Origin of the sequence: Oceanospirillum multiglobuliferum (genome assembly GCF_900167095.1) — a bacterium.
In the GTDB taxonomy this organism is placed as follows: domain Bacteria; phylum Pseudomonadota; class Gammaproteobacteria; order Pseudomonadales; family Halomonadaceae; genus Oceanospirillum; species Oceanospirillum multiglobuliferum.
This window is the reverse complement of sequence record NZ_FUXG01000027.1, coordinates 20966-40634: the sequence shown is the minus strand read 5'-3', so window position 1 is coordinate 40634 and position 19669 is coordinate 20966. Positions and strand designations below refer to the sequence as shown.

At 46.7% G+C, this 19669-nt stretch carries 16 protein-coding genes; 7 read left to right on the top strand and 9 right to left on the bottom strand.

Going from position 1 to position 19669, the window contains the following annotated elements:
* From B5D26_RS14460 to B5D26_RS14450, 3 genes are all read right to left on the bottom strand, one after another.
* A partial coding sequence (locus B5D26_RS14460; protein ID WP_200810698.1) for an LVIVD repeat-containing protein occupies nt 1-4003 on the bottom strand: 4003 nt, incomplete at its 3' end.
* 172 nt (nt 4004-4175) lie between these two features.
* Nucleotides 4176-4868: a response regulator transcription factor gene (locus B5D26_RS14455; RefSeq protein WP_078746427.1), complete on the bottom strand. Its 693-nt coding sequence runs from the start codon at nt 4866-4868 to the stop codon at nt 4176-4178.
* Nucleotides 4847-6877, bottom strand: coding sequence for a sensor histidine kinase (locus tag B5D26_RS14450; protein ID WP_139776658.1), 2031 nt, complete (start codon nt 6875-6877; stop codon nt 4847-4849). The genes B5D26_RS14455 and B5D26_RS14450 overlap by 22 nt, the downstream gene beginning before the upstream one ends.
* A 532-nt stretch (nt 6878-7409) precedes the next feature.
* On the opposite strand from B5D26_RS14450, the gene B5D26_RS14445 reads away from it, so the two are divergent.
* From B5D26_RS14445 to alr, 3 genes are all read left to right on the top strand, one after another.
* On the top strand, nt 7410-8663 hold the full coding sequence (locus B5D26_RS14445; protein WP_078746425.1) for a D-amino acid dehydrogenase: 1254 nt from the start codon (nt 7410-7412) through the stop codon (nt 8661-8663).
* A gap of 129 nt (nt 8664-8792) precedes the next feature.
* A complete protein-coding gene (locus B5D26_RS14440; protein ID WP_249024959.1) occupies nt 8793-9176 on the top strand; it encodes a RidA family protein in 384 nt (127 codons plus the stop codon).
* Between the two features lie 96 nt (nt 9177-9272).
* Nucleotides 9273-10349, top strand: a complete 1077-nt coding sequence (alr, locus tag B5D26_RS14435) for an alanine racemase (RefSeq protein ID WP_078746424.1) — start codon at nt 9273-9275, stop codon at nt 10347-10349.
* Between the two features lie 65 nt (nt 10350-10414).
* Here alr and B5D26_RS14430 read toward each other — a convergent pair whose 3' ends face one another.
* From B5D26_RS14430 to B5D26_RS14420, 3 genes are all read right to left on the bottom strand, one after another.
* A complete protein-coding gene (locus B5D26_RS14430) occupies nt 10415-10987 on the bottom strand; it encodes a hypothetical protein (protein ID WP_078746423.1) in 573 nt (190 codons plus the stop codon).
* A gap of 98 nt (nt 10988-11085) precedes the next feature.
* Nucleotides 11086-12111, bottom strand: a complete 1026-nt coding sequence (locus B5D26_RS14425) for a Preprotein translocase subunit SecY (RefSeq protein ID WP_078746422.1) — start codon at nt 12109-12111, stop codon at nt 11086-11088.
* A 118-nt stretch (nt 12112-12229) separates the two neighbouring features.
* Nucleotides 12230-13117, bottom strand: coding sequence for a DMT family transporter (locus B5D26_RS14420; protein ID WP_078746421.1), 888 nt, complete (start codon nt 13115-13117; stop codon nt 12230-12232).
* A 102-nt stretch (nt 13118-13219) separates the two neighbouring features.
* Here B5D26_RS14420 and B5D26_RS14415 point away from each other — a divergent pair, with 102 nt between their 5' ends.
* Nucleotides 13220-13663, top strand: coding sequence for a gamma-glutamylcyclotransferase family protein (locus B5D26_RS14415; RefSeq protein ID WP_078746420.1), 444 nt, complete (start codon nt 13220-13222; stop codon nt 13661-13663).
* Nucleotides 13664-14063: 400 nt separating this feature from the next.
* On the opposite strand, the gene pyrC is transcribed toward B5D26_RS14415, so the two are convergent.
* Nucleotides 14064-15098 (bottom strand): dihydroorotase, encoded by a 1035-nt coding sequence (gene pyrC, locus B5D26_RS14410; protein ID WP_078746419.1) that lies wholly within the window; start codon nt 15096-15098, stop codon nt 14064-14066.
* A gap of 214 nt (nt 15099-15312) precedes the next feature.
* On the opposite strand from pyrC, the gene B5D26_RS14405 reads away from it, so the two are divergent.
* From B5D26_RS14405 to B5D26_RS14395, 3 genes are all read left to right on the top strand, one after another.
* Entirely contained in the window at nt 15313-15699 is a 387-nt protein-coding gene (locus B5D26_RS14405; RefSeq protein WP_159445678.1) for a DUF6627 family protein, read from the top strand.
* 35 nt (nt 15700-15734) lie between these two features.
* Nucleotides 15735-16745 (top strand): PA2778 family cysteine peptidase, encoded by a 1011-nt coding sequence (locus B5D26_RS14400; RefSeq protein WP_078746418.1) that lies wholly within the window; start codon nt 15735-15737, stop codon nt 16743-16745.
* Between the two features lie 167 nt (nt 16746-16912).
* Nucleotides 16913-17251: a PBPRA1643 family SWIM/SEC-C metal-binding motif protein gene (locus tag B5D26_RS14395; RefSeq protein ID WP_078746417.1), complete on the top strand. Its 339-nt coding sequence runs from the start codon at nt 16913-16915 to the stop codon at nt 17249-17251.
* A gap of 91 nt (nt 17252-17342) precedes the next feature.
* Here the strand turns inward: B5D26_RS14395 and B5D26_RS14390 are convergent, their stop codons facing one another.
* Nucleotides 17343-17570, bottom strand: coding sequence for a hypothetical protein (locus B5D26_RS14390; RefSeq protein ID WP_078746416.1), 228 nt, complete (start codon nt 17568-17570; stop codon nt 17343-17345).
* A 113-nt stretch (nt 17571-17683) separates the two neighbouring features.
* Nucleotides 17684-19312, bottom strand: coding sequence for a methyl-accepting chemotaxis protein (locus B5D26_RS14385; RefSeq protein ID WP_078746415.1), 1629 nt, complete (start codon nt 19310-19312; stop codon nt 17684-17686).
* Nucleotides 19313-19669: the final 357 nt, after the last annotated feature.

Genomic DNA, 19669 nt, shown 5'->3' with positions numbered 1-19669 from the left:
CGCCGCCGTCGGTGGTGTAATACAGCGTACCTTTGTCGCTGACGCCGGTAATAGCAATACCGGGGCTATCGCCTTCGACATCACTGTAGTTACCGATGCCGTTATTGTCCGCAGTGCCAATCAGATCACTGACCAGCGTGGAGCCAGCGATTGAGCTCGCCTCAGGTGCGCCTGCCTTTTGGATGACATCGGCCAGAGCCGGGGATTTGGTGGCATCCAGTACGGGGGCGTCGTTGATCGAGATGAGATTCACTGTTGCCGCGATATTCAGAGCTTGGCTGTTCTGACCATTACCATCAGTGCCGCCGCTGTCTTTCACTTCCGTCAGTGTAATAACCCGATTATTGGCCGTACTCGGCTTTTCAGAGTTGTTTTGATAGGTGATGCCGTCGATCAGGGTTTGCAATTGTTCGGCGGTTAATTCACCACCGGACAGCGTAACCCTGGCCGTTCCGTTATCAAGGCTAACAGCATAGGTTAGGCCATTGGTTGTCGTTGTGCCCGCTGCTGTGGTTGCGGTTAGGCTAATGGCGCTACCGTCAATATTGAGCACTTCGTCTGCGCCATCGGCAACATTGGTGACCGTTAAGGTCAGCCCAGCAAAGGCATCGTTGGTATTGCCCGTATTGGCTGCTACTTCGCTAAACAGATCGACCGCTTGTCCATTTTCAGTAAAGGTTGGCGTGGCAGCCTCAGCGGTTAAAGTGGGTGCTATATTCAACTCATTCACCACCAAACTAACCGTATCGCTGGCGGTGGAGAAAGCGTTTGGTACAGTGGCTTTAATCACCTTCAAGCCTGCATCATTATCAGCGATATAGATAGTGTCACCGACCACGCTCACGCTGCGAGCCTCTCCAGTAGTGTCAACAGTACCGGCTAAGGTTGGCTTGGTGGGATCACTGATATCGATAATCTGTAAACCCGAACTACCATCTGCCACATAAGCATAGCCACCGACCACGCTGACACCATAAGCAAATCCAGGGGTATCAACAGTACCGGCTAAGGTTGGATTGGTGGGATCACTGATATCGACAATCTGTAAACCCGAACCTTGATCGGCCACATAAGCATAGTCACCGACCACACTGACGCCACGAGCATTTCCAGTTGTGTCAATAGTACCGGCTAAGGTTGGATTGTTGGGATTACTGATATCGATAATCTGTAAACCTGAGGTAGCATCGGCCACATAAGCATAGTTACCGACCACACTCACACCAGCAGCTGCACCGGAAGTATCAAACGTTCCGGTCAAGGCTAGGTTATTGGGGTCACTGATATCAATAATCCGTAAGCCATCACTATCATCGGCCACATAAGCATAGTTACCGACCACACTGACACCAAGAGCAAATCCAGAAGTATCAAACATTCTGGTTAAAGTTGGCTGGGCGGGATTACTGATATCGATAATATGCAAACCACCCCCCCCACCATCGGCTATATAAGCATAGTTGCCGACCACACTGACATCATAAGCATATCCAGTAGTGTCATAATTACCGACTAAGGTTGGATGATTGGGCACACTGATATCAATAACCTGTAAGCCCGAACCACCATCGGCCACATAGGCGTAGTTGCCGACCACACTTACACTTCTAGCCACTCCCTGAGTAGCAACTCCGTAGCTCTCTATGATGACAATATCAGTCACCACTTCTGTCTGGCCGTTGCTAAATTCACCCGTACCATCCCAAGCTTTAAAGGTGAGGGCATCGTTGATCGTGCCTGCATCGGTCTGTTGATTAGGCTGGAAGTAAACACGGGTATCGGCATTCGCCTGTAACACCAGTGCAGAGGTTGCGGATACTGTGCCGGTGAGTGCTGTCCAGTTCGCGCCGCCGTCGGTGGTGTAATACAGCGTACCTTTGTCGCTGACGCCGGTAATAGCAATACCGGGGCTATCGCCTTCGACATCACTGTAGTTGCCAATGCCGTTATTATTCGCTGTACCAATCAGATCACTGACCACTGTGGAACCAGCGATTGAGTTAGCCTCAGGTGCGCCTGCCTTTTGAATAACGTCGGCCAAAGCCGGAGATTGAGTGGCATCCAGTACGGGGGCGTCGTTAACAGATACTACCGTTACCGTGGAGGACACACTTAAACCCGTGGTGGTGTCTTGGCCGTTGTTATCTGTACCACCGTCATCTTTTAAACTGGTGATGGTCACGACCCGATCACCAGCAGTTGGGTCTTGGCTTGTATTGATATAAGCCAATTTATTTAAATACTGTTCCCAGTGTTCGGCACTATCGCTAAAGTCAATAACAACCGTAGCGATATTATTCTCATCAATCGTTACAGAGTAGGGTAAATCGGGAGTGTCTTCCCAATTAACATTCTGACTGTTAAAGCCGTCTTCTAAGAAAATAGGTATAAAACTAGGCTCAATAGCACTGGAGCCAATAAACAATAATTCTTCCGGATTACCATCGATATAATCGACTACATTCGTAACGGTAATTGTGACTTGGGTGATTTCTTGATTGGCATCAATCGTATCGAAATCGCTTTCCGTAAACAGATAGGTCAATGGGGTGTTTTGCAGTGTGTCCTGCTCTAAATCCAGAAGCTCAGTAAAGGTGGGGTTGGTGCCCGTGGCGGTTAAAGTAGGGGCTGTATTCAACTCATTCACCACCAAACTAACCGTATCGCTGGCGGTGGAGAAAGCGTTTGGTACAGTGGCTTTAATCACCTGCAAGCCTGCATCACTATCAGCGATATAGATAGTGTCACCGACCACGCTCACGCCGTGAGCCTCTCCAGTGGTGTCAACAGTACCGGCTAAGGTTGGCTTGGTGGGATCACTGATATCGATAATCTTTACACCTGGACTACCAGTGGCCACATAAGCATAGTTGCCGACTACACTGACATCATGAGCATATCCATAAGTTTCATAATTACCGACTAAGGTTGGATTAGCGGGATCACTGATATCGATAATCTGTAAACCTGCTTCAGCATTGGCCACATAAGCATAGTTGCCGACTACACTGACACCAAGAGCAGGTTTAGAAGTATCAACCGTTCCGGTTAAGGTTGGATTAGCGGGATCACTGATATCGATAATCTGTAAACCATACGAACGATCGGCTACATAAGCATAGTTGCCGACCACACTCACACCAACAGCTGTACCGGAAGTATCAACCGTTCCGGTTAAGGTTGGATTAGCGGGATCACTAATATCGATAATCTGTAAACCATACGAACCATCGGCTACATAAGCATAGTTGCCGACCACACTGACACCCTTAGCAGATCCTGAAGTATCAACCATGCTGGTTAAAGTTGGCTGGGCGGGATCACTGATATCGATAATCTGTACACCTAAATAACCACTGGCTACATAAGCATAGTTGCCGACCACACTGACACCATAACCTCCATTAGTGTCAGAATTACCGACTAAGGTTGGATGATTGGGCACGCTGATATCAATAACCTGTAAGCCCAAAACACCATCGGCTACATAGGCATAGTTGCCGATCACACTGACACCATAAGCAGCTCCAGAGGTGTCAAGACTGCCATCAATACTCCAAACAGTGCCTGTTGTTATGCGTGTTTTTCCATTGGTATAGCCACCCGTACCATCCCAAGCTTTAAAGGTTAGGGCATCGTTGATCGTACCTGCATCGGTTTGTTGATTAGGCAGGAAGTAAACTCGGGTATCGGCATTCGCCTGTAACACCAGTGCAGAGGTTGCGGATACTCTGCCGGTGAGTGCTGACCAAGTTTCGCCGCCGTTGGTCGTGTAATACAGCTTTCCTTTGTCGCTGACGCCGGTAATGGCAATACCGGGGCTATCGTCTTCGATATCACTGTAGTTACCGATGCCGTTATTATTCGCTGTACCAATCAGATCACTGACCAGTGTGGAACCCGCGGTTGAGTTAGCCTGTGGGGCTGATGCGTTTTGGATGACATCGGTCAAAGCCGGAGATTTGGTGGTATCCAGTACAGGTGCATTGTTGATGGTCGTCATCAGTAGAGTGCCTCCGCTCAAGATTAATCAAACTGGCACTCATCGCTTTTGGTGTTATGGATAAGCTTATGGCTGCCAGTGTTATTTGGCAGTGATCTTACTCTGTTGTTTTTTCTGAACCTGACCTAAGCTGACCCTTTTGTAACAGGCTAACCTACAGAATCTTGGCCTTTTAATGGATCTGCACCGAGCAGGTCAGTTGATAGCCAAAACCCCGTAGGGCTTTGACAGCGGTGGGGGGAAGATCAAGTTGGGTAAGCTTACGGCGTAGGCGGGAGACGCGTTTTTCCAATGTGGTTTTCAGGGTGTCACTGTCCAGATCCAGCGCCAGATAATCTGCCAGCTGCCAATACTCCAGCTGGTTTTTAGGTGCCTGAGCCAGTACGGTCAACAATCGGCACTCTTCGGCAGATAACACCACCTGTTGGTTATTGCTAGCGGTCAGCAATTGGCTAACGTGATTCAGTACCAAATCAGCGGACTGCTGATTTGGCAAGCGTCGACAAAGCGCCTGAATGGCAGCATCCAACTCTTGTGGAGCCACGGGTTTTGGCAGGTAAAAATCAGCGCCCACGTTATAGCCTTCCAGCTTATCGTTCAGTTGGTTGCGTACAGTCATTAAGATAATGCCGATATTCGGTGTCTTTTGACGTAGCTGCTGCGCTAAGAACATACCATCTTCACCGGGTAGATTAACATCTAGCAGTGCAATGCTGCTGTCAGTATCTGCTGATGCCAAGGCATCTTCAGCAGATTCATAGGCTGCAACTTGATAATCCAAAGACACCAGATATTCCACCAACATTTCCCGTAGGGCGAAATGATCTTCAACCAGCAATAATTTCAGCTCAGATCGGGCAGGCATAACGACATCTCCACTTGGTTCATCTTGTTGTGTTGTAGCATCTCCTTTTCCTTTACACCAGATGCTTGTGTTATCTGGTCGCTCTCAAACAGCAAAGGGGTGTTGGCGGGGGCACTTTGATAACGGATGCTGCCCCCTAACTGATCCGCCAGACGTTTCACAATATACAAGCCTAAACCAGAGCCCGTTTTTTTATGGGCGCTTTTGGCACGGTAATATTTGGTGAAGATTTTCTCGCCATCCGGCAAAGGATCGGCGGTCCAATTGTGAAATACCACGCAGATCTGTTGATTGTGGCAACTCAGGCCAATACGGATGGTGGTCTCGGGTGGACTGTATTTTAGGGCATTGTCTAACAGGTTAGACAGAATCACCCGTAACCAATCGCTGTCGCTCTGCACTTGGCAGCTCGTTTTGCTAAATAGGCGCTGTATGCGTGTCGGTGACGGGCTTTGTTGAATCAACGTATCCAACAATGCGATCAGCTCCACGGTTTCCTGTCGGGTTTCTACCTGATGATCGACCTGCTCCAGCACTGCACAGCGGTCGATCACACGGCTCATGTCGTTAATTGCCTGCTGCACATAATGGCGTGCCTTCTCTGAAAGATTGGATTGGGCACTGCCCATACTGATAACCGACAAGGGGGTTTTCAGCTCATGGGAAAGCATACTGATAAATTGGGCTTTTTGTTCTTTGTCGCTTTGCTCTCGAGCCAGAAGTTGCTCGGTATGTTCTTTTTCAAGCAGGGCTGTCACATACTGCTGCTCCAGTTGACGTAATTGGCGACTGATCAGTCCATGAAAGACTAAAGTACCGGACAAGGTGCCAATGGTGTAGGAGTAAAACACTAAAATACCACTGGCCACCCAACCGCCATAAAAGAGCGCTGTGCCGAAGGTGCCGAAAAAGATCAATAAAGCCGCAATCAGGATCAACCCGGCATGACGACGCTTGTGATACCACCAACTGAAAGCAACCCCTGTTGTCCAGAGCAGATAGAGTGCCGACAACTTCATCAGCAGGGGCATATACTCGATATACAGATCGAGTAACAGCGCCAAAAAGCCTATTGCAGTGAGACCCATAAACCCTATCGACAGATAGTAGCCGATGGGGTTGCGCTGTCGTTGGAACTCAAACAAGCGGTGGTAGAAAAAGGATAAAGTCAGTGTGTAGATCAACGTGCCCACTTGAGGTAAGTAGCTTGCCCAAGCTTTACTGCTATCGGGCAGCAAAAGCATAATCCAGTTATCCCCACTGATAAAGGTGAACAAAGAGGCCGCCACTAACGCCAGATAGGGGGTGTTCAACTTGTTTTTGTGTACTTTATGGTGGCGGATATTCAGAATGAAAAGTGCGATCAGCAGCCCGATATACAGCCCTGATAGTGTGTAATCAACCCATACTCTGCCGATGTACCCCGACTGACTGTAAACTCTAGCGATCACCGAATGGTTATTACTGGAGGACAGACGCAAATAGAACCGTTGTGCTTGGTTTTGGGCATGGAGTTGGAAAACAAAGGCACGGTCTGTTTTTTTCTCCCAGTTTTCGACCATTTCACCAGAGGGAACGCTGACAAAGGTGTCATCAGATGATGTGTCGGGACGGTACAACGTGAGAAAATCTGTATAAGCAGGATGAATACGCAACCAAAGAGGCTGACCGGGTTGTGTCGCCGCTGGTATCGTAAATCTTAACCAGTGAACTGCACGGTTATAGCCCCCTGCATAGCCTGTCACTGGGGCTTTTTTAAAAGCGTTATCTGGCAGTTGGCGGATCGTCTCAAGGGTGTGGCGGTGTTCTTTATCCACAAAGAATTCAAACTGAGGGATCAAAGGTTCCTGTTCAAAGTCATGGACAGCTGGCGCTGCAACCGCTGCTTTGGGCATTAACAGCACCAAGCAACAGAATACAATCCAATAGAGGGTGATGCATGTTTTAGCTTGCCCCTGCTGCTTTAAGCGCAACCGCTGATGCCGACTCTCAACCATTTTGCGTTCCAATGACTTCAACTCCCTGGTGATCAGCCGAGCACTTTAAACTCAAACGGACGCATATGACCATATATTTCAACCGCGTCTGCGTGTTTTTGTTTATTTTCCACCTTCTTTTTCGGCACATCGCGCCATTAAGCCTAATCAGAAAACACTCGTGCACAACGGCTTTATCTGCCCACTCCGACTAAAACTTTAGTTTAAATTCTGCTCTCGAATAAAAAACCAAATCTATCTCTTTAAAAAGTGTATTCCACTAATAATCTGATAAATATCGAGATCTTTGTCTGACGGCTGACTAAGTAACTACTTAAAATCATTAGAAAAATACAAAGAAAAGGGAGAATGGCCTAATTAAAAATATTTTGACAGCATGTTTCAACTGGTCTTTCAAATAAATAAAGAAAATTAAACTTTTTAAGCACCTAACAAAAGTTACATTTATCGCATTTAAAGCAATATCATAAGCGCATTCGCTGACACAGCGTCAGCTAACAGATGATTTAACTATTCAAATCTATCAACGGGGCAGATTGCACTTATGAATATTTTAATACTAGGTAGCGGTGTTGTCGGTGTGACCTCTGCGTACTACTTGGCCAAGCAAGGACATCAAGTCACTGTAATTGACCGTCAAGCGTCCCCTGCGATGGAAACTAGCCATGCCAATGCTGGCCAAGTGTCTTTTGGCTATTCATCTCCATGGGCTGCACCAGGCATTCCTCTAAAAGCGATGAAGTGGCTTACACAAACCCATGCACCACTTAAGCTTGCGTTAACAGCAGACCCGCATCAGTGGACTTGGATGACCAAGATGCTAGCCAACTGCACCGAAGCACGCTATGCCGTGAACAAGGCTCGTATGGTGCGTGTATCTGAATACTCCCGCATCAGTATTGATGCGCTTCGTGCCGAAACAGGGATCAGTTACGAAGATCGCCAACAAGGCACATTGCAGATGTTCCGCTCTCAGAAGCAAGTGGATGCCGTCGGCAAAGATATTGAAGTGCTTAAACAGTTCGGCATGAAATATGAAGAGTTGGATATGGCAGGCTGTATCGCTGCGGAACCTGCTCTGGCACGCGTTAAAGACAAGTTTGTCGGCGGCCTTCGTCTTGCCGATGACCAAACTGGTGACTGCTATACCTTCACCAATAAACTGGCCAAAATCTGTGAAGAGATGGGCGTTAAGTTCCTATTTGAAACCGAAATTGAAGGTTTAACCGACAACGCTGGCAAGATCACAGGTGTCAAAACGAGACAAGGCACACTGACTGCTGATCATTATGTTGTCGCAATGGGCAGCTTCTCTCGCCAGTTATTAAAGCAAGTGGGTATTGATGCGCCAATCTACCCTGTAAAAGGTTATTCATTAACCGTGCCTATCACGAACTATGATGCCGCACCTGTTTCAACAGTAATGGATGAGACTTACAAAGTGGCTATTACACGTTTTGATGACCGCATTCGTGTTGCAGGCACCGCTGAACTGTCGGGTTACAACTTAGATTTGCCCGCAAAACGTCGTGCGACCATTGCGATGGTGGTTTCGGATGTATTCCCAGAAGGCGGCGATGTGGCCAAAGCTGAGTTCTGGACAGGCCTACGCCCAATGACACCAGATGGCACCCCACTGATTGGCAAAACAAAGTTTGACAATTTATCACTGAATACCGGACACGGCACTTTAGGTTGGACAATGTCTTGTGGCTCTGCCCGTTTACTGGCAGATCTGATTTCAGGCAACAAACCTGAAATCGACCCTAAAGGCCTAGATATCAGCCGCTACAACTGATCTTCTCAAGCCTGATCGACTACCCCCTGTTTTAATCGCGCGTTTGTTGTTCTATCCACGTGCTTTGCAGGCAGCCAGCGATGGTTCGCCTGCTTTTTTTAATTTTTCACACACGAAGAGAGATGCATCATGATCGAGAAAAAAATCATTCATTCAGACAACGCACCAGCGGCCATTGGCCCATACTCTCAGGCTGTACAAGTGGGCAACTTGGTATTTATGTCAGGCCAGATCCCGTTAGATCCTAAAACAATGGAAGTGGTCACTGAGTCTTTTGAAGCACAAACTGTGCAGGTTTTTGAAAACCTGAAAGCCGTTGCAGAAGCCGCAGGTGGTTCTTTAGAGAACATCGTTAAGCTGAACATTTACATGCCAGACTTAGGTAACTTCGCAAAAGTTAACGAAGTGATGGAACGCTACTTCACTGCGCCTTACCCAGCTCGCGCAGCGATTGGCGTTAAAGCACTGCCTAAGAATGTTGATGTTGAAGTTGAAGGCATTTTAGCCCTGTAATTACATCTGTTAATTTAAGCTGTAATACATGATAAATACTGCGGCTTACGTTATGGTAAGCCGCTGTTTAAAAACAAATTTCTGGAGACCTGCAATATGGCGCGGGCTGCTAAAGCGGTTATTGATCTGGCTGCACTGAAACACAACTACCTACTGGCAAAATCCCTATCATCAGGAAACAAAGCGGTTGCGATTATCAAAGCCAATGCTTATGGGCATGGCGCTGTAGTTGTTGCGCGCTACCTTGCCGATGTGGCAGACGCATTTGGTGTAGCCTGTATTGAAGAAGCATTAGAACTACGTGCAGCAGGCATAGAACAACCGATTGCATTATTAGAAGGTTTTTTCACTGCGGATGAATTGGAACTGATTGAGCAGCATCGTTTTATTACGGCGGTTCACAGCCAATGGCAAATTGACGCCATTGCCGCCAGCTCAATCAAAACGCCTATTCAGGTTTGGGTCAAATTTGACTCTGGCATGCACCGTTTAGGGTTTAACGCTGAAGGGTTTGCTTCTGCAATTGCTCAATTACAGTCTTTACCACAGGTCGCCTCTTTAGTGGCGATGACACACTTTGCCTGTGCCGATGAATTAGAATCTGATTACACCGAAACCCAGATTGCCAATTTCCACGCAGCCTGTGATCAGTTTGGCTTACCAGTGTGCATGGCAAATTCTGCCGCGACTTTACACTGGCCGCAAACTCATGGCGACTGGGTTCGCCCGGGCATTATGCTTTATGGCGCATCACCACTAGATCAGAAAACGGACGCCGCCGATCAATTAAAAACCGTGATGACGCTTAGCTCTGCGCTGATTGCGGTACGAGAACTGCCCGCAGGTGAGCCTATCGGCTATGGCCGCCGTTTTGTCACAACCGAGCCAACCCGAGTCGGCGTGGTTGCAATGGGCTATGCCGATGGCTATCCACGACACGCCAAAGATGGTACTCCCGTGGCGGTGAATGGCCAAATGACCCGTGTGATTGGCAAAGTATCGATGGATATGATGACGGTTGATCTAACAAACCAACCCGATGCTAAAGTCGGCGACCCCGTTGAACTATGGGGTGCGCAGGTTGATATTAATGAAGTAGCCGCTTGTGCAGACACTATCTCTTATAGTTTGTATACAGGTATTACCAACCGAGTACCAAGAATTTACAGTTGATCTCAAAGGTATTTGGTTAAACTGGCTTTGCATAGAGGCTGCAAACGCAGCCTTTATCTGTGCGACTACAGCATAATATTTCTAGAAATACTCAGCTGTACAATTCTTTCAATTTCAATATCTGCAGACCCTGTTGCACTTGTAATGCTGGCACTACGACCATTAACAAAGCGATAGGTTAAATTGACATCAACATTATCATAGAACAACAATCCACCAACGCTTATACCTGCTGTTAAGCCATTAAAATCAAACTTTGAGCTAGTCGCGCCAATACTACTCATCATAGAGGCGTTGTCGTATTTATACTCTTGATAGCCGATTACACCACCGACATAGAAGCTAGGTGCTGCAAAGAAATGCGTTGCCAGATCTAAGGTGTAGATTTTATCTTGCCCCTCAAAGCCAATGACCGTCAAACCACCCGTTATGTACATATTTTGCGTGGTTGAAGCGCCACCAATTTTTAGAGCCGCCTTATTTGTATCGTAATGTGTGCTTGTAGAGGATAAAGAAGAGGAACCCACAAAGCCGACAGAAGCCCCACCCAAGCCAATCTGAAAGTAATCTGCCGCATTTGCGGTTTGGCACAAAGCCGCACAACAGAGTGCCAATGTAACTTTTCTTATTTTCTGCATACAAAACATCCGTGATAAAGCCAATATGTTGAAGGCGTTAGTTATAACAAAAAAAAGGGATATAAAATATTCCAACTTAAGCTAGAAGCTTTTAAAGCTTAATCTTTCCAGCGATAGTGATTATTCGCTTTTTGAACCACCAGCCCTTCTGCTAATAGCTGCTTAAAAAGGGCTTCGGCTTCTTCAGGGTCAATCTTAAAAAGCGAGATGATCGCTTTTTTACTACAACTGACCTGCTTGCTCTCTAATGCTTCTACCACCTTTTGGTATAAAGTTTTTTCCGCCTCTGGTTCAGAGCTCTGAGGTGCTTCAGCCACTTCATCTGATACATCATTTTGATGCGTTAACAGCTGGATTGGTACTGACGAGTCGTCAGGCTCAATGGTCAGGGGGCGGCGATCATAAAACCGCTGACGAAAGCGCAGCTCCTCACCAATCAGACTGATGAAAAAAGCCGCAAAGAAATCCAGCAAGATTGAGAGAAAGATCACCAGCCCCAACTGGGCGGTTTGGGTTTCAATCTGAAGCGTTTTGGCTAAACCATCAATCAGCCCCAAGACAGAGCCTTGGCTAACCACTGGTAAACTATCACGCTGCATAGCCAAGGCTTGTTGCTGTTCACGCAGTTTGGCATTCTCTTTTTGGATACGAGCTAGCCCTATTGCTATACGATCCATCTCAATATATTTTTTTGCCGCTTCATTGTTCAAGGCAATCTGCTGATCCAATGCCGCAATTTGATGATTAAACGCATTCACCTGACTTTGCTGCACATTGACATGGTTTTGCGCTTTGTTAGTTGCACTATTGATCCCGCCCACAGAGCCTGCAATCGAAATAGCGGCCAAAATGCCATAGAACACCAGCGCGGAAAAAGTTGCGATGTAATTGCGACGAGATAACCGCTCACCCACTTCATACCAAGCGAAGAACTTACCCAACTCAAAAATAATGGCAAGGCTGCCAAACATCACCTTCATTAACAGATCATCGTCAATCGACAAAAAGAGCAACAAAGAGAAGAAAATAGAGGTTAAAACCGAAGCCGCGGTAAAACTGTAAACCGTGCGCATGGCAAACTTAGACTTAGGATATCTTAAAGGTAGAGCTGTGGTGTGGCGCATAACAAAAAGCAATCTCAATACAAACAGTGATAACGCAGAGTGCTGCTCTGCGGAAAAAGGGCGCTAAGAATAACCGATAATTAAAGAAAATCTAGGAAAGATCAAAGAATTATAGGACTTAAACACTCTTTTCTACTGCACGGGTAAAATACCAGCGCCCTGCAATCACTAGAAAGATACCACCCAGCACCATAATAGAGGCCATTATCAAATTTAAAGAGATCGTTTCCGCTATAAATATCACACCGCCAAAAGCAGCTAAAACGGGAACCAAAAGCTGTAATACCGCCGCTTGAGTAGCACTGTAGTACTTCAGCGCGGCATACCAAACAATGTAACCCAATCCTGAAGTGATGCCCCCTGAGGCCAGTGCTAAAAGCACACCTTTAGATTGTAGTTCTGCACCATTAAAAATTAGCCACAAAACTAATAACAGCAGCCAAGGCCATGTGTAAATGAAATTGCTTGCCGTATCCGTCATCGGTGTAGTAGAACCGCGCCCCATTAAGGTATAAAACCCCCAAGCAATACCCGCTAGCGCCATTAATATAAACCCAGACAATGATGGGGTACTGAGTTTTGGCAACACCAAATAGATCAAGCCTGAAAAGGCCAGCAGCAAACCCAGCCACTCAACCTTATGCAAATGCTGTCCTTTAATCACCCCATTGATAATCATCGTAAGTTGTACAGAGCCGAATAGCACCAGAGCACCTATACCAGTATCCAAATTAATATAAGCAATGGAAAAGGCTATCGCATAAAGAAACAACATAAATGCCGCCCCATAGCGCAAAGCAAGAGAACGAGACACAGAAAGGGGTTTAGGTTGAGAGCGACGTAAAAAAAGCAAAGCCAAAGACAGCATCAAAATGCCAGAAAACAAACGAATCAAGGTAAAACTGACCGGATCAATACTACCATCCCCAAGCGCCAGCCGACACAGCACCGAGTTGGCAGCAAGTGCCAATAGCGAGAAAAACGTAAGGGTTAGCATTTTGAACATAACAGGCTCTTGAGGTTTGTGGCGATCAAGGTATTGAGCACTATAATATCAGCCTTATAACAATGGCATAGGTTTTTATCTAGCCCAGAAGAGGGATTGAAGATGTCACACTACGTTGCGGTCTATGGCTCCTTACGCGCAGGGCTGATCAACCATTATCTGCTAGGCGGTAGCACACTGATTGGCACTATATTGCACCAAGGTTTGACACTTTATGACTTAGGCGAGTACCCCGCTGCCCTTCGACACCCCTCAACTGGCGTGATACTTGAGGTTTATCGAATTGAAAACGCAACATTAGCGTTGCTAGATAGACTGGAAGACTATGAACCCTTGCGACCTAATGACAGCCTTTATCTCAGAGAAACACTGAAAACCCCTTTTGGGCTGTGCTGGGTTTATCTGTATAACCAATCACTGGCGGGAGTGCCAATTGTCGCATCAGGGGATTGGTTAGACTACTACAGTGCAAAGCAGGCAAGTTCAGGCGGCTGTTGCCCGTACAGCAAAAAACAGGTAGAAGAGAGCCTAGTTAGAAACAAATAGTGAACCAAGTGAGTGACTTTGGCGTGGAATAAACCAGAATATAGCTCGCAGATACGCCACAAGTTAGCAGGGAAAACATTGCATTAAGTCCTGCTATTGTTCAAAAAGCGTTTATAGCCATGGTTTACCATCTGTATAACTTTTTAGTTTAGTAGTTAGTTAAGTTATCCGCGAACGGTAGGCAATAAGGAACATCATGGCAATTAACTTGCAGTTGGACAAATTCTTAGATGGGTTTGATGAATCAAAGAAAGAGCATATCAAGGCGTTCAGTCGAGGTGTGACTATCTCTATATTTTAAACGCACAGGTCGCATAACAAACGCCTCAAGTAGCTTAAGTGTTGAGACTAAAGGGTACGGCAAAGCGCGTACCCTTTGTTGCAAGAGGCTGCTACCAGTTTAGCGCTGTAGTTTCCAATGCACTTGTTGACCCGCAAAGAATGGCACGATGGGCTTGCCATTGGGCAGTTCAATTTCAGTAGGGATTGTCCAATCTTCACGCACTAGCGTTATGGTGCCTTCATTGCGTGGCAGACCATAGAAGTCTGCGCCGTAGTGGCTTGCAAAACCCTCTAGTTTGTCCAGTGCACCTATTTCTTCAAAGACGTGGGCGTAGAGCTCAATGGCGCTCCATGCGCTGTAACAACCCGCACAACCGCAAGCGTTTTCTTTGGCTTCTTTGGCGTGTGGGGCAGAGTCTGTACCCAGGAAGAACTTAGGTGAGCCTGTTTTAACCACTTCACGCAGGGCTTGTTGGTGGGTGTTGCGTTTCAGCACGGGTAAGCAAAAGTTATGCGGACGCACACCGCCTACTAACAGGTCATTACGGTTCAGCAACAGGTGTTGTGGGGTAATGGTGGCGGCGATATTGTTGCCTGCGGCTTGAACAAACTGAGCGGCATCAGCGGTGGTGATGTGCTCAAATACTACTTTCAACTCAGGGAATTGTTTAACGATATGCACCATTTTTTGGTCGATAAATTCTTTTTCACGATCAAAAATATCAATGTGGTGATCGGTCACTTCACCGTGTACCAGCAGTAACATGCCTTGCTCTTGCATCACCTCAAGAATGGGGTACATGGTTTCCAGTTGTTTGACAGCGGCATCAGAATTAGTGGTCGCTCCAGCGGGGTACATCTTAGCGGCCACAATGCCTGCGGCTTTGGCGTCGATAATGTCTTGTGCTGAGGTGCTGTTGGTTAAAAACAGTGTTACCAGCGGTTCAAAAGTGTTGCCTGCTGGACGGGCGTCTAGAATACGCTGACGATAAGCCAGTGCCATTTCAGCGTTGGTGACAGGTGGTACTAAGTTTGGCATTACAATGGCACGTTTAAAGCAGCGGGCAGTTGCGGCTACGGTCTCTGGTAGCATGTCGCCATCACGCAGATGTAGGTGCCAGTCGTCAGGTGTTTGAATCGTTAGTGTCGTCATAGGTTTCTATCAACTCATTTGGCGGGTGTAAAATAAATGGACGTTATCCTATAACATCGTCAGTAGAAAAACCTCTCAAATAGGTTGATAAGAGATGACAAATCGAACCACCACAGAAATCAATGCCATAGCGAGAGGTGTAAGGTTGGTTTATATTGTGTGTTGATAGCGTGATGGTGACACTCTGGCTCATAATTTTCTAAAGGAATAAAAAATGAAATATTCTCTTCAAATCAAACGTCTTTTCGCGGCTTTTCTATCAGTGCTGCTACTATCTGCCACAGTCGGACAAGCGCAAGCAGGCATGATTACTAATCAACAAATCGTGCAGCAACTGGATCGTCAACACGCAGTCGCGTTATTTGATCGTGCTGATGTTCAAAATCAACTGTCTGCATTAGGTGTTGATGCTGAATTGGCTAAATCTCGTGTCGCGGCAATGTCTGATGCTGAAATCAATCAACTGAACCAACATCTGGCTGATCAGCCCGCAGGACAAGATGTGTTAGGTTTGGCTTTCATGGTATTCGTTGTGTTAGTGATCACTGACATGCTGGGTGCCACAGATGTATTCCCATTTGTGAAAAACATTAATCGGTAATCTCAACACCAAAGGGTTAAAAGGCATTATAGGCTATGGCGCGTTATTTTAGAGCACTGCTGCGTTATCTACTGAGCTTATCATTGATGATTACGGTAGTGGGTTGCACGATGATAGCGCCCTCCAAGCATGAGCCAGTGCTTGATGTAGAAGGTTTGCGTGTTAGCGTGAATCTCAATCAGGTTGCCTTTTTTCCACAAGAAGATTACCAATGCGGCCCTGCGGCCTTAGCAACGGTATTGACTAGCCAAGGGGTAAACGTCACCCCAGAGGTTTTGGTCGATAAAGTGTATCTGCCAGAGCAAGAGGCCAGTTTACCCCTTGAAATGGTCGCCGCAGGCCGAAGTTATGGGTTGTTAGCCTATAAGCTTGATCCAAACTTAGGCCATTTATTGCAACAGGTTAACGCGGGGCACCCTGTGTTGGTCTTCCAAAACCTAGCCTTTGAAACCTTCGCCCAATGGCATTTTGCAGTTATTGTAGGTTATGACCTTGCACAAGAAGAATTGATCTTAAGATCTGCTCGTATCAAAGAATATCGTCTTGATTTCAAAACGTTTATCAACACTTGGCAGCGGGCTAATCACTGGGCTTATCTCTTTTTAACGCCCGGAGAACTGCCCGCAAAACCCGATCCTAAAGTGTATTTGCAATCTAGCCTTGATCTTGTCAACGTCGGCTTAAACCTATCGGCACAGAAAGCCTTAGAAGTTGGTGTGAACACTTGGCCTGAGCATGAAGCGATACGGATGGCGCTGTCTAATACATACTTCCAGTCTGGGTTGTTTAATGCAGCCTCAAAAGTTTTACAGCAAAGCCCCTCATTGGGAACCTCGGGGGATCTTTGGAACAATATTGCCTACATTCAGCTTGCCCGCCAGTGCTACCGCAGTGCAGTTTCCGCTATTCAATGCGCGATTACCTTGTCACCGAGTGATCAGAATATCCAACATAGCGTGCAAGATATCTTGCAGAGAACTGATCGACCTAACGGTGGAGCGGACTGCCCCTTACTGACTTGCCCTAACCCCGTGCAAAGCTTCTAGCCAGCTGTAAAAAGAATAAGGTATTGCCCAAAGCTGATCTCTTCCTGATTGGCAGATGTCTGGTGTCCCTCTACCTCAAAGCAGATCAAGACGCTGCAACCACTTCCGTGTATCATTCGCGCCGATTGATCTAATCGGCATTTTTATTCTTTCTGAAATGGTGTGTTATGCCCAAGTACCCCTTTAAAACCCGCATTGCCCGCGTGCCCCAAGAGCCTTTTCGTGGGTTTAACCACAAACGCCAGAAACGATTGGGTACAGCAGCCAACCCTGCCATCATTAATGTGCATACCGATGCACGTCGAGATGAGTTACTTGCTATCTGCCAAGAAAATGACTGGCACTGCCAAATCAGCGTTAACCCTGATGAGCAAGTGAATGAACAGGCACTGGACGTGCTAAAGAATTATCCAACTACCACCCGCTTTGCTCCAAAGCCTGACCGCAACGAGCCTTGCAGTTGTGGTAGTGGTAAGAAATACAAAAAATGTTGTGGGTTGGGGTAACCAAGGTTTGAGAGACTGAGGCCTGATTAAAGCTTGTGGTGCCCTTAACACTCTAAAAGCCTGACGTTGGAATAACCGAGGTCAGGCTTTGTCAAAGAACAATATCCATCGTCTGCTGATGCTGTTGAAGAGACTTCAGCAGATTACAGTCATCATGATCATCGGGGTTATAGACCAGCAACAGAGGCGAATAGTGCGCCGCCCCCGCCCCTAAAACAGCACGCACCATGTTGTAGACATATTGAACATAGAACCTCAAATAAACGTATCGCTCAGGTGAAAAATCAGACAGCAGATACACCACCTCATCTTGCCCCATAAATTGTTTGAATATCGCAATATTGCAACCCGTTGCGCACTGGAAAAAAATACAACTGATCAGCCAGCACCTGCCAAGCCAATGACAGGTGCCAAGCCCTAAGTGGTTCTAGCCTAAAGTTTAAAACGTCCCGCTAACTTACTGAGATGCTCACTCTCTTGACTGAGCGCATCACAGGCAACTTTCGTTTCCATCGCCCCTTCTGCAATACGGTCGGAGGCAAGATGGATGGCGCTTACACTTTCACTCAAATCACGTGCTACCGCGGTTTGTTCTTCAGTTGCCGCTGCAATTTGTGTGCTCATGCCTGCAATTTGCTCCGAGGCTTTGAGAATATGCCCAAAAGACTCACCCGCATCACGAATCCGCTCTAAGCCAATTTTCATCTGATCTTGGCTGTGTGTCATCATCTGTGCTGCTTTACCCGCATGGCTTTGTAACGAGTTGATGATGTCGCTAATTTGCCCCAAAGAAGCCTGTGTTTTTTGCGCCAGTTGTCGTACTTCATCGGCCACTACCGCAAAACCTCGCCCTGCCTCACCCGCGCGGGCGGCTTCAATGGCGGCATTCAGCGCCAACAAGTTGGTCTGCTCGGTGATATTGCCAATCACTTCAGAGATCGCATTAATGCTATGGCTGTCTTGTTGTAGCTGTAATACCACTGATGCGGTTTCACTTAAGGCATTTGCCAGTGCTTCACTTTGAGTGACAGACTGCTGAATTTGCGTTTGACTGTCATGCGCTTCATTTCTTGCCTGATTACTTTGCTCAGAGGCATCAAGCGTACGCTGCACCACTTCACTGAAACCCGATTGCATCTGCTCCGTTGCCGCAGCGATTTGCGAGATTTCACTACGCTGTGTATCAAGGTTCGTAGTGGTTTCACTGACTCTAGTACGTAACGTCTGACTGGTACTCTCTAAAGTGCTAACACTCTCATTGATTTCCTTCGCCAATGACGTTAAGCCCATCTGCATACGATCAAAATATTGTGCTGCTGTACCCAGTTCATCCTTGGCAAATGCACGCATCTCAAGCCGTTTGCTTAAATGGCCTTGTTCAACCGCTTGCATCTGTTTCACAAGTAAATCCAAAGGGCGAGTCACTTTGCGCGAGATCACAATACTCATCAACAGCATAAAACCTGTAATTAATACTACAACAACCGCACTTAACTCTATTAAGGCATTCATCTTGTCAGACTCAGCCATTTTGATACTGATGGCCTCATCTTCTAGGTCTTGTTGTAGACGACCGAGTAGTCCCACAATGGCATTAAAAGGCGCTAACATCGGGCCTAACATCTCGGCACGAGCGGCCCCAATCTGACCGTTGTCGATTAGGCGAATATAGTTTTCCTGCATTTTTCGATAGGCCGCGATTCGAGTTTCATACTCTGAAATATCAGCCTTAATACGATCTGTATCCGCTAATCGCTTCATCTTGACCATAACAGTAGCGACTTTTTCGTCATTGTACGCAATGGTTTGAATGATTTTACGGTGCTCTTGCACGTCATCGGTTAAACCATAGTCCAACGCAAAACGGCGGTAAGTGACCGTGTAATACCGTAAGTCTGATACCGTCGTCAGTAAACTCACGTTGCGGTCAACTACGGTGACAAATTGATTTTGAATACCATTCACTGACAATAGTAAATGCAGGCTTAAAGCGACAACTGCTGCAATGGCAGCACCAAAGCCCAACTGCAGCGCGCGGGAAATAGAGGTTTGCTTGAGCATGTTGTTTTATCCCAGTTGACCGCATCAAAAATGCGGGTATTAAGCAAGGTTTGCAGAATTTCTATTAACCTATACGGTGGTTTTAGTCTTTCAGAGCTTAACATTGAGCCTGATCAATTAAATTTCAATTTTTTCAAACAGTTGCACACTATAAATAATTATTCATTTGAATATTACGGCCTTGATCCTGCCTGATGGGCTGCTACATTCTCGGTTATGACGTTACGCTGACAACCGCCGTCGCGAATGTATAGCTGCATCTTGAGTGGTAATATGATGGGATACGCGATATGGCTACAAGGCGGATGGAGCGAGTTTTGAGAGGGCTGGAAGTTAGGATGAGCTGCTAGATACGAA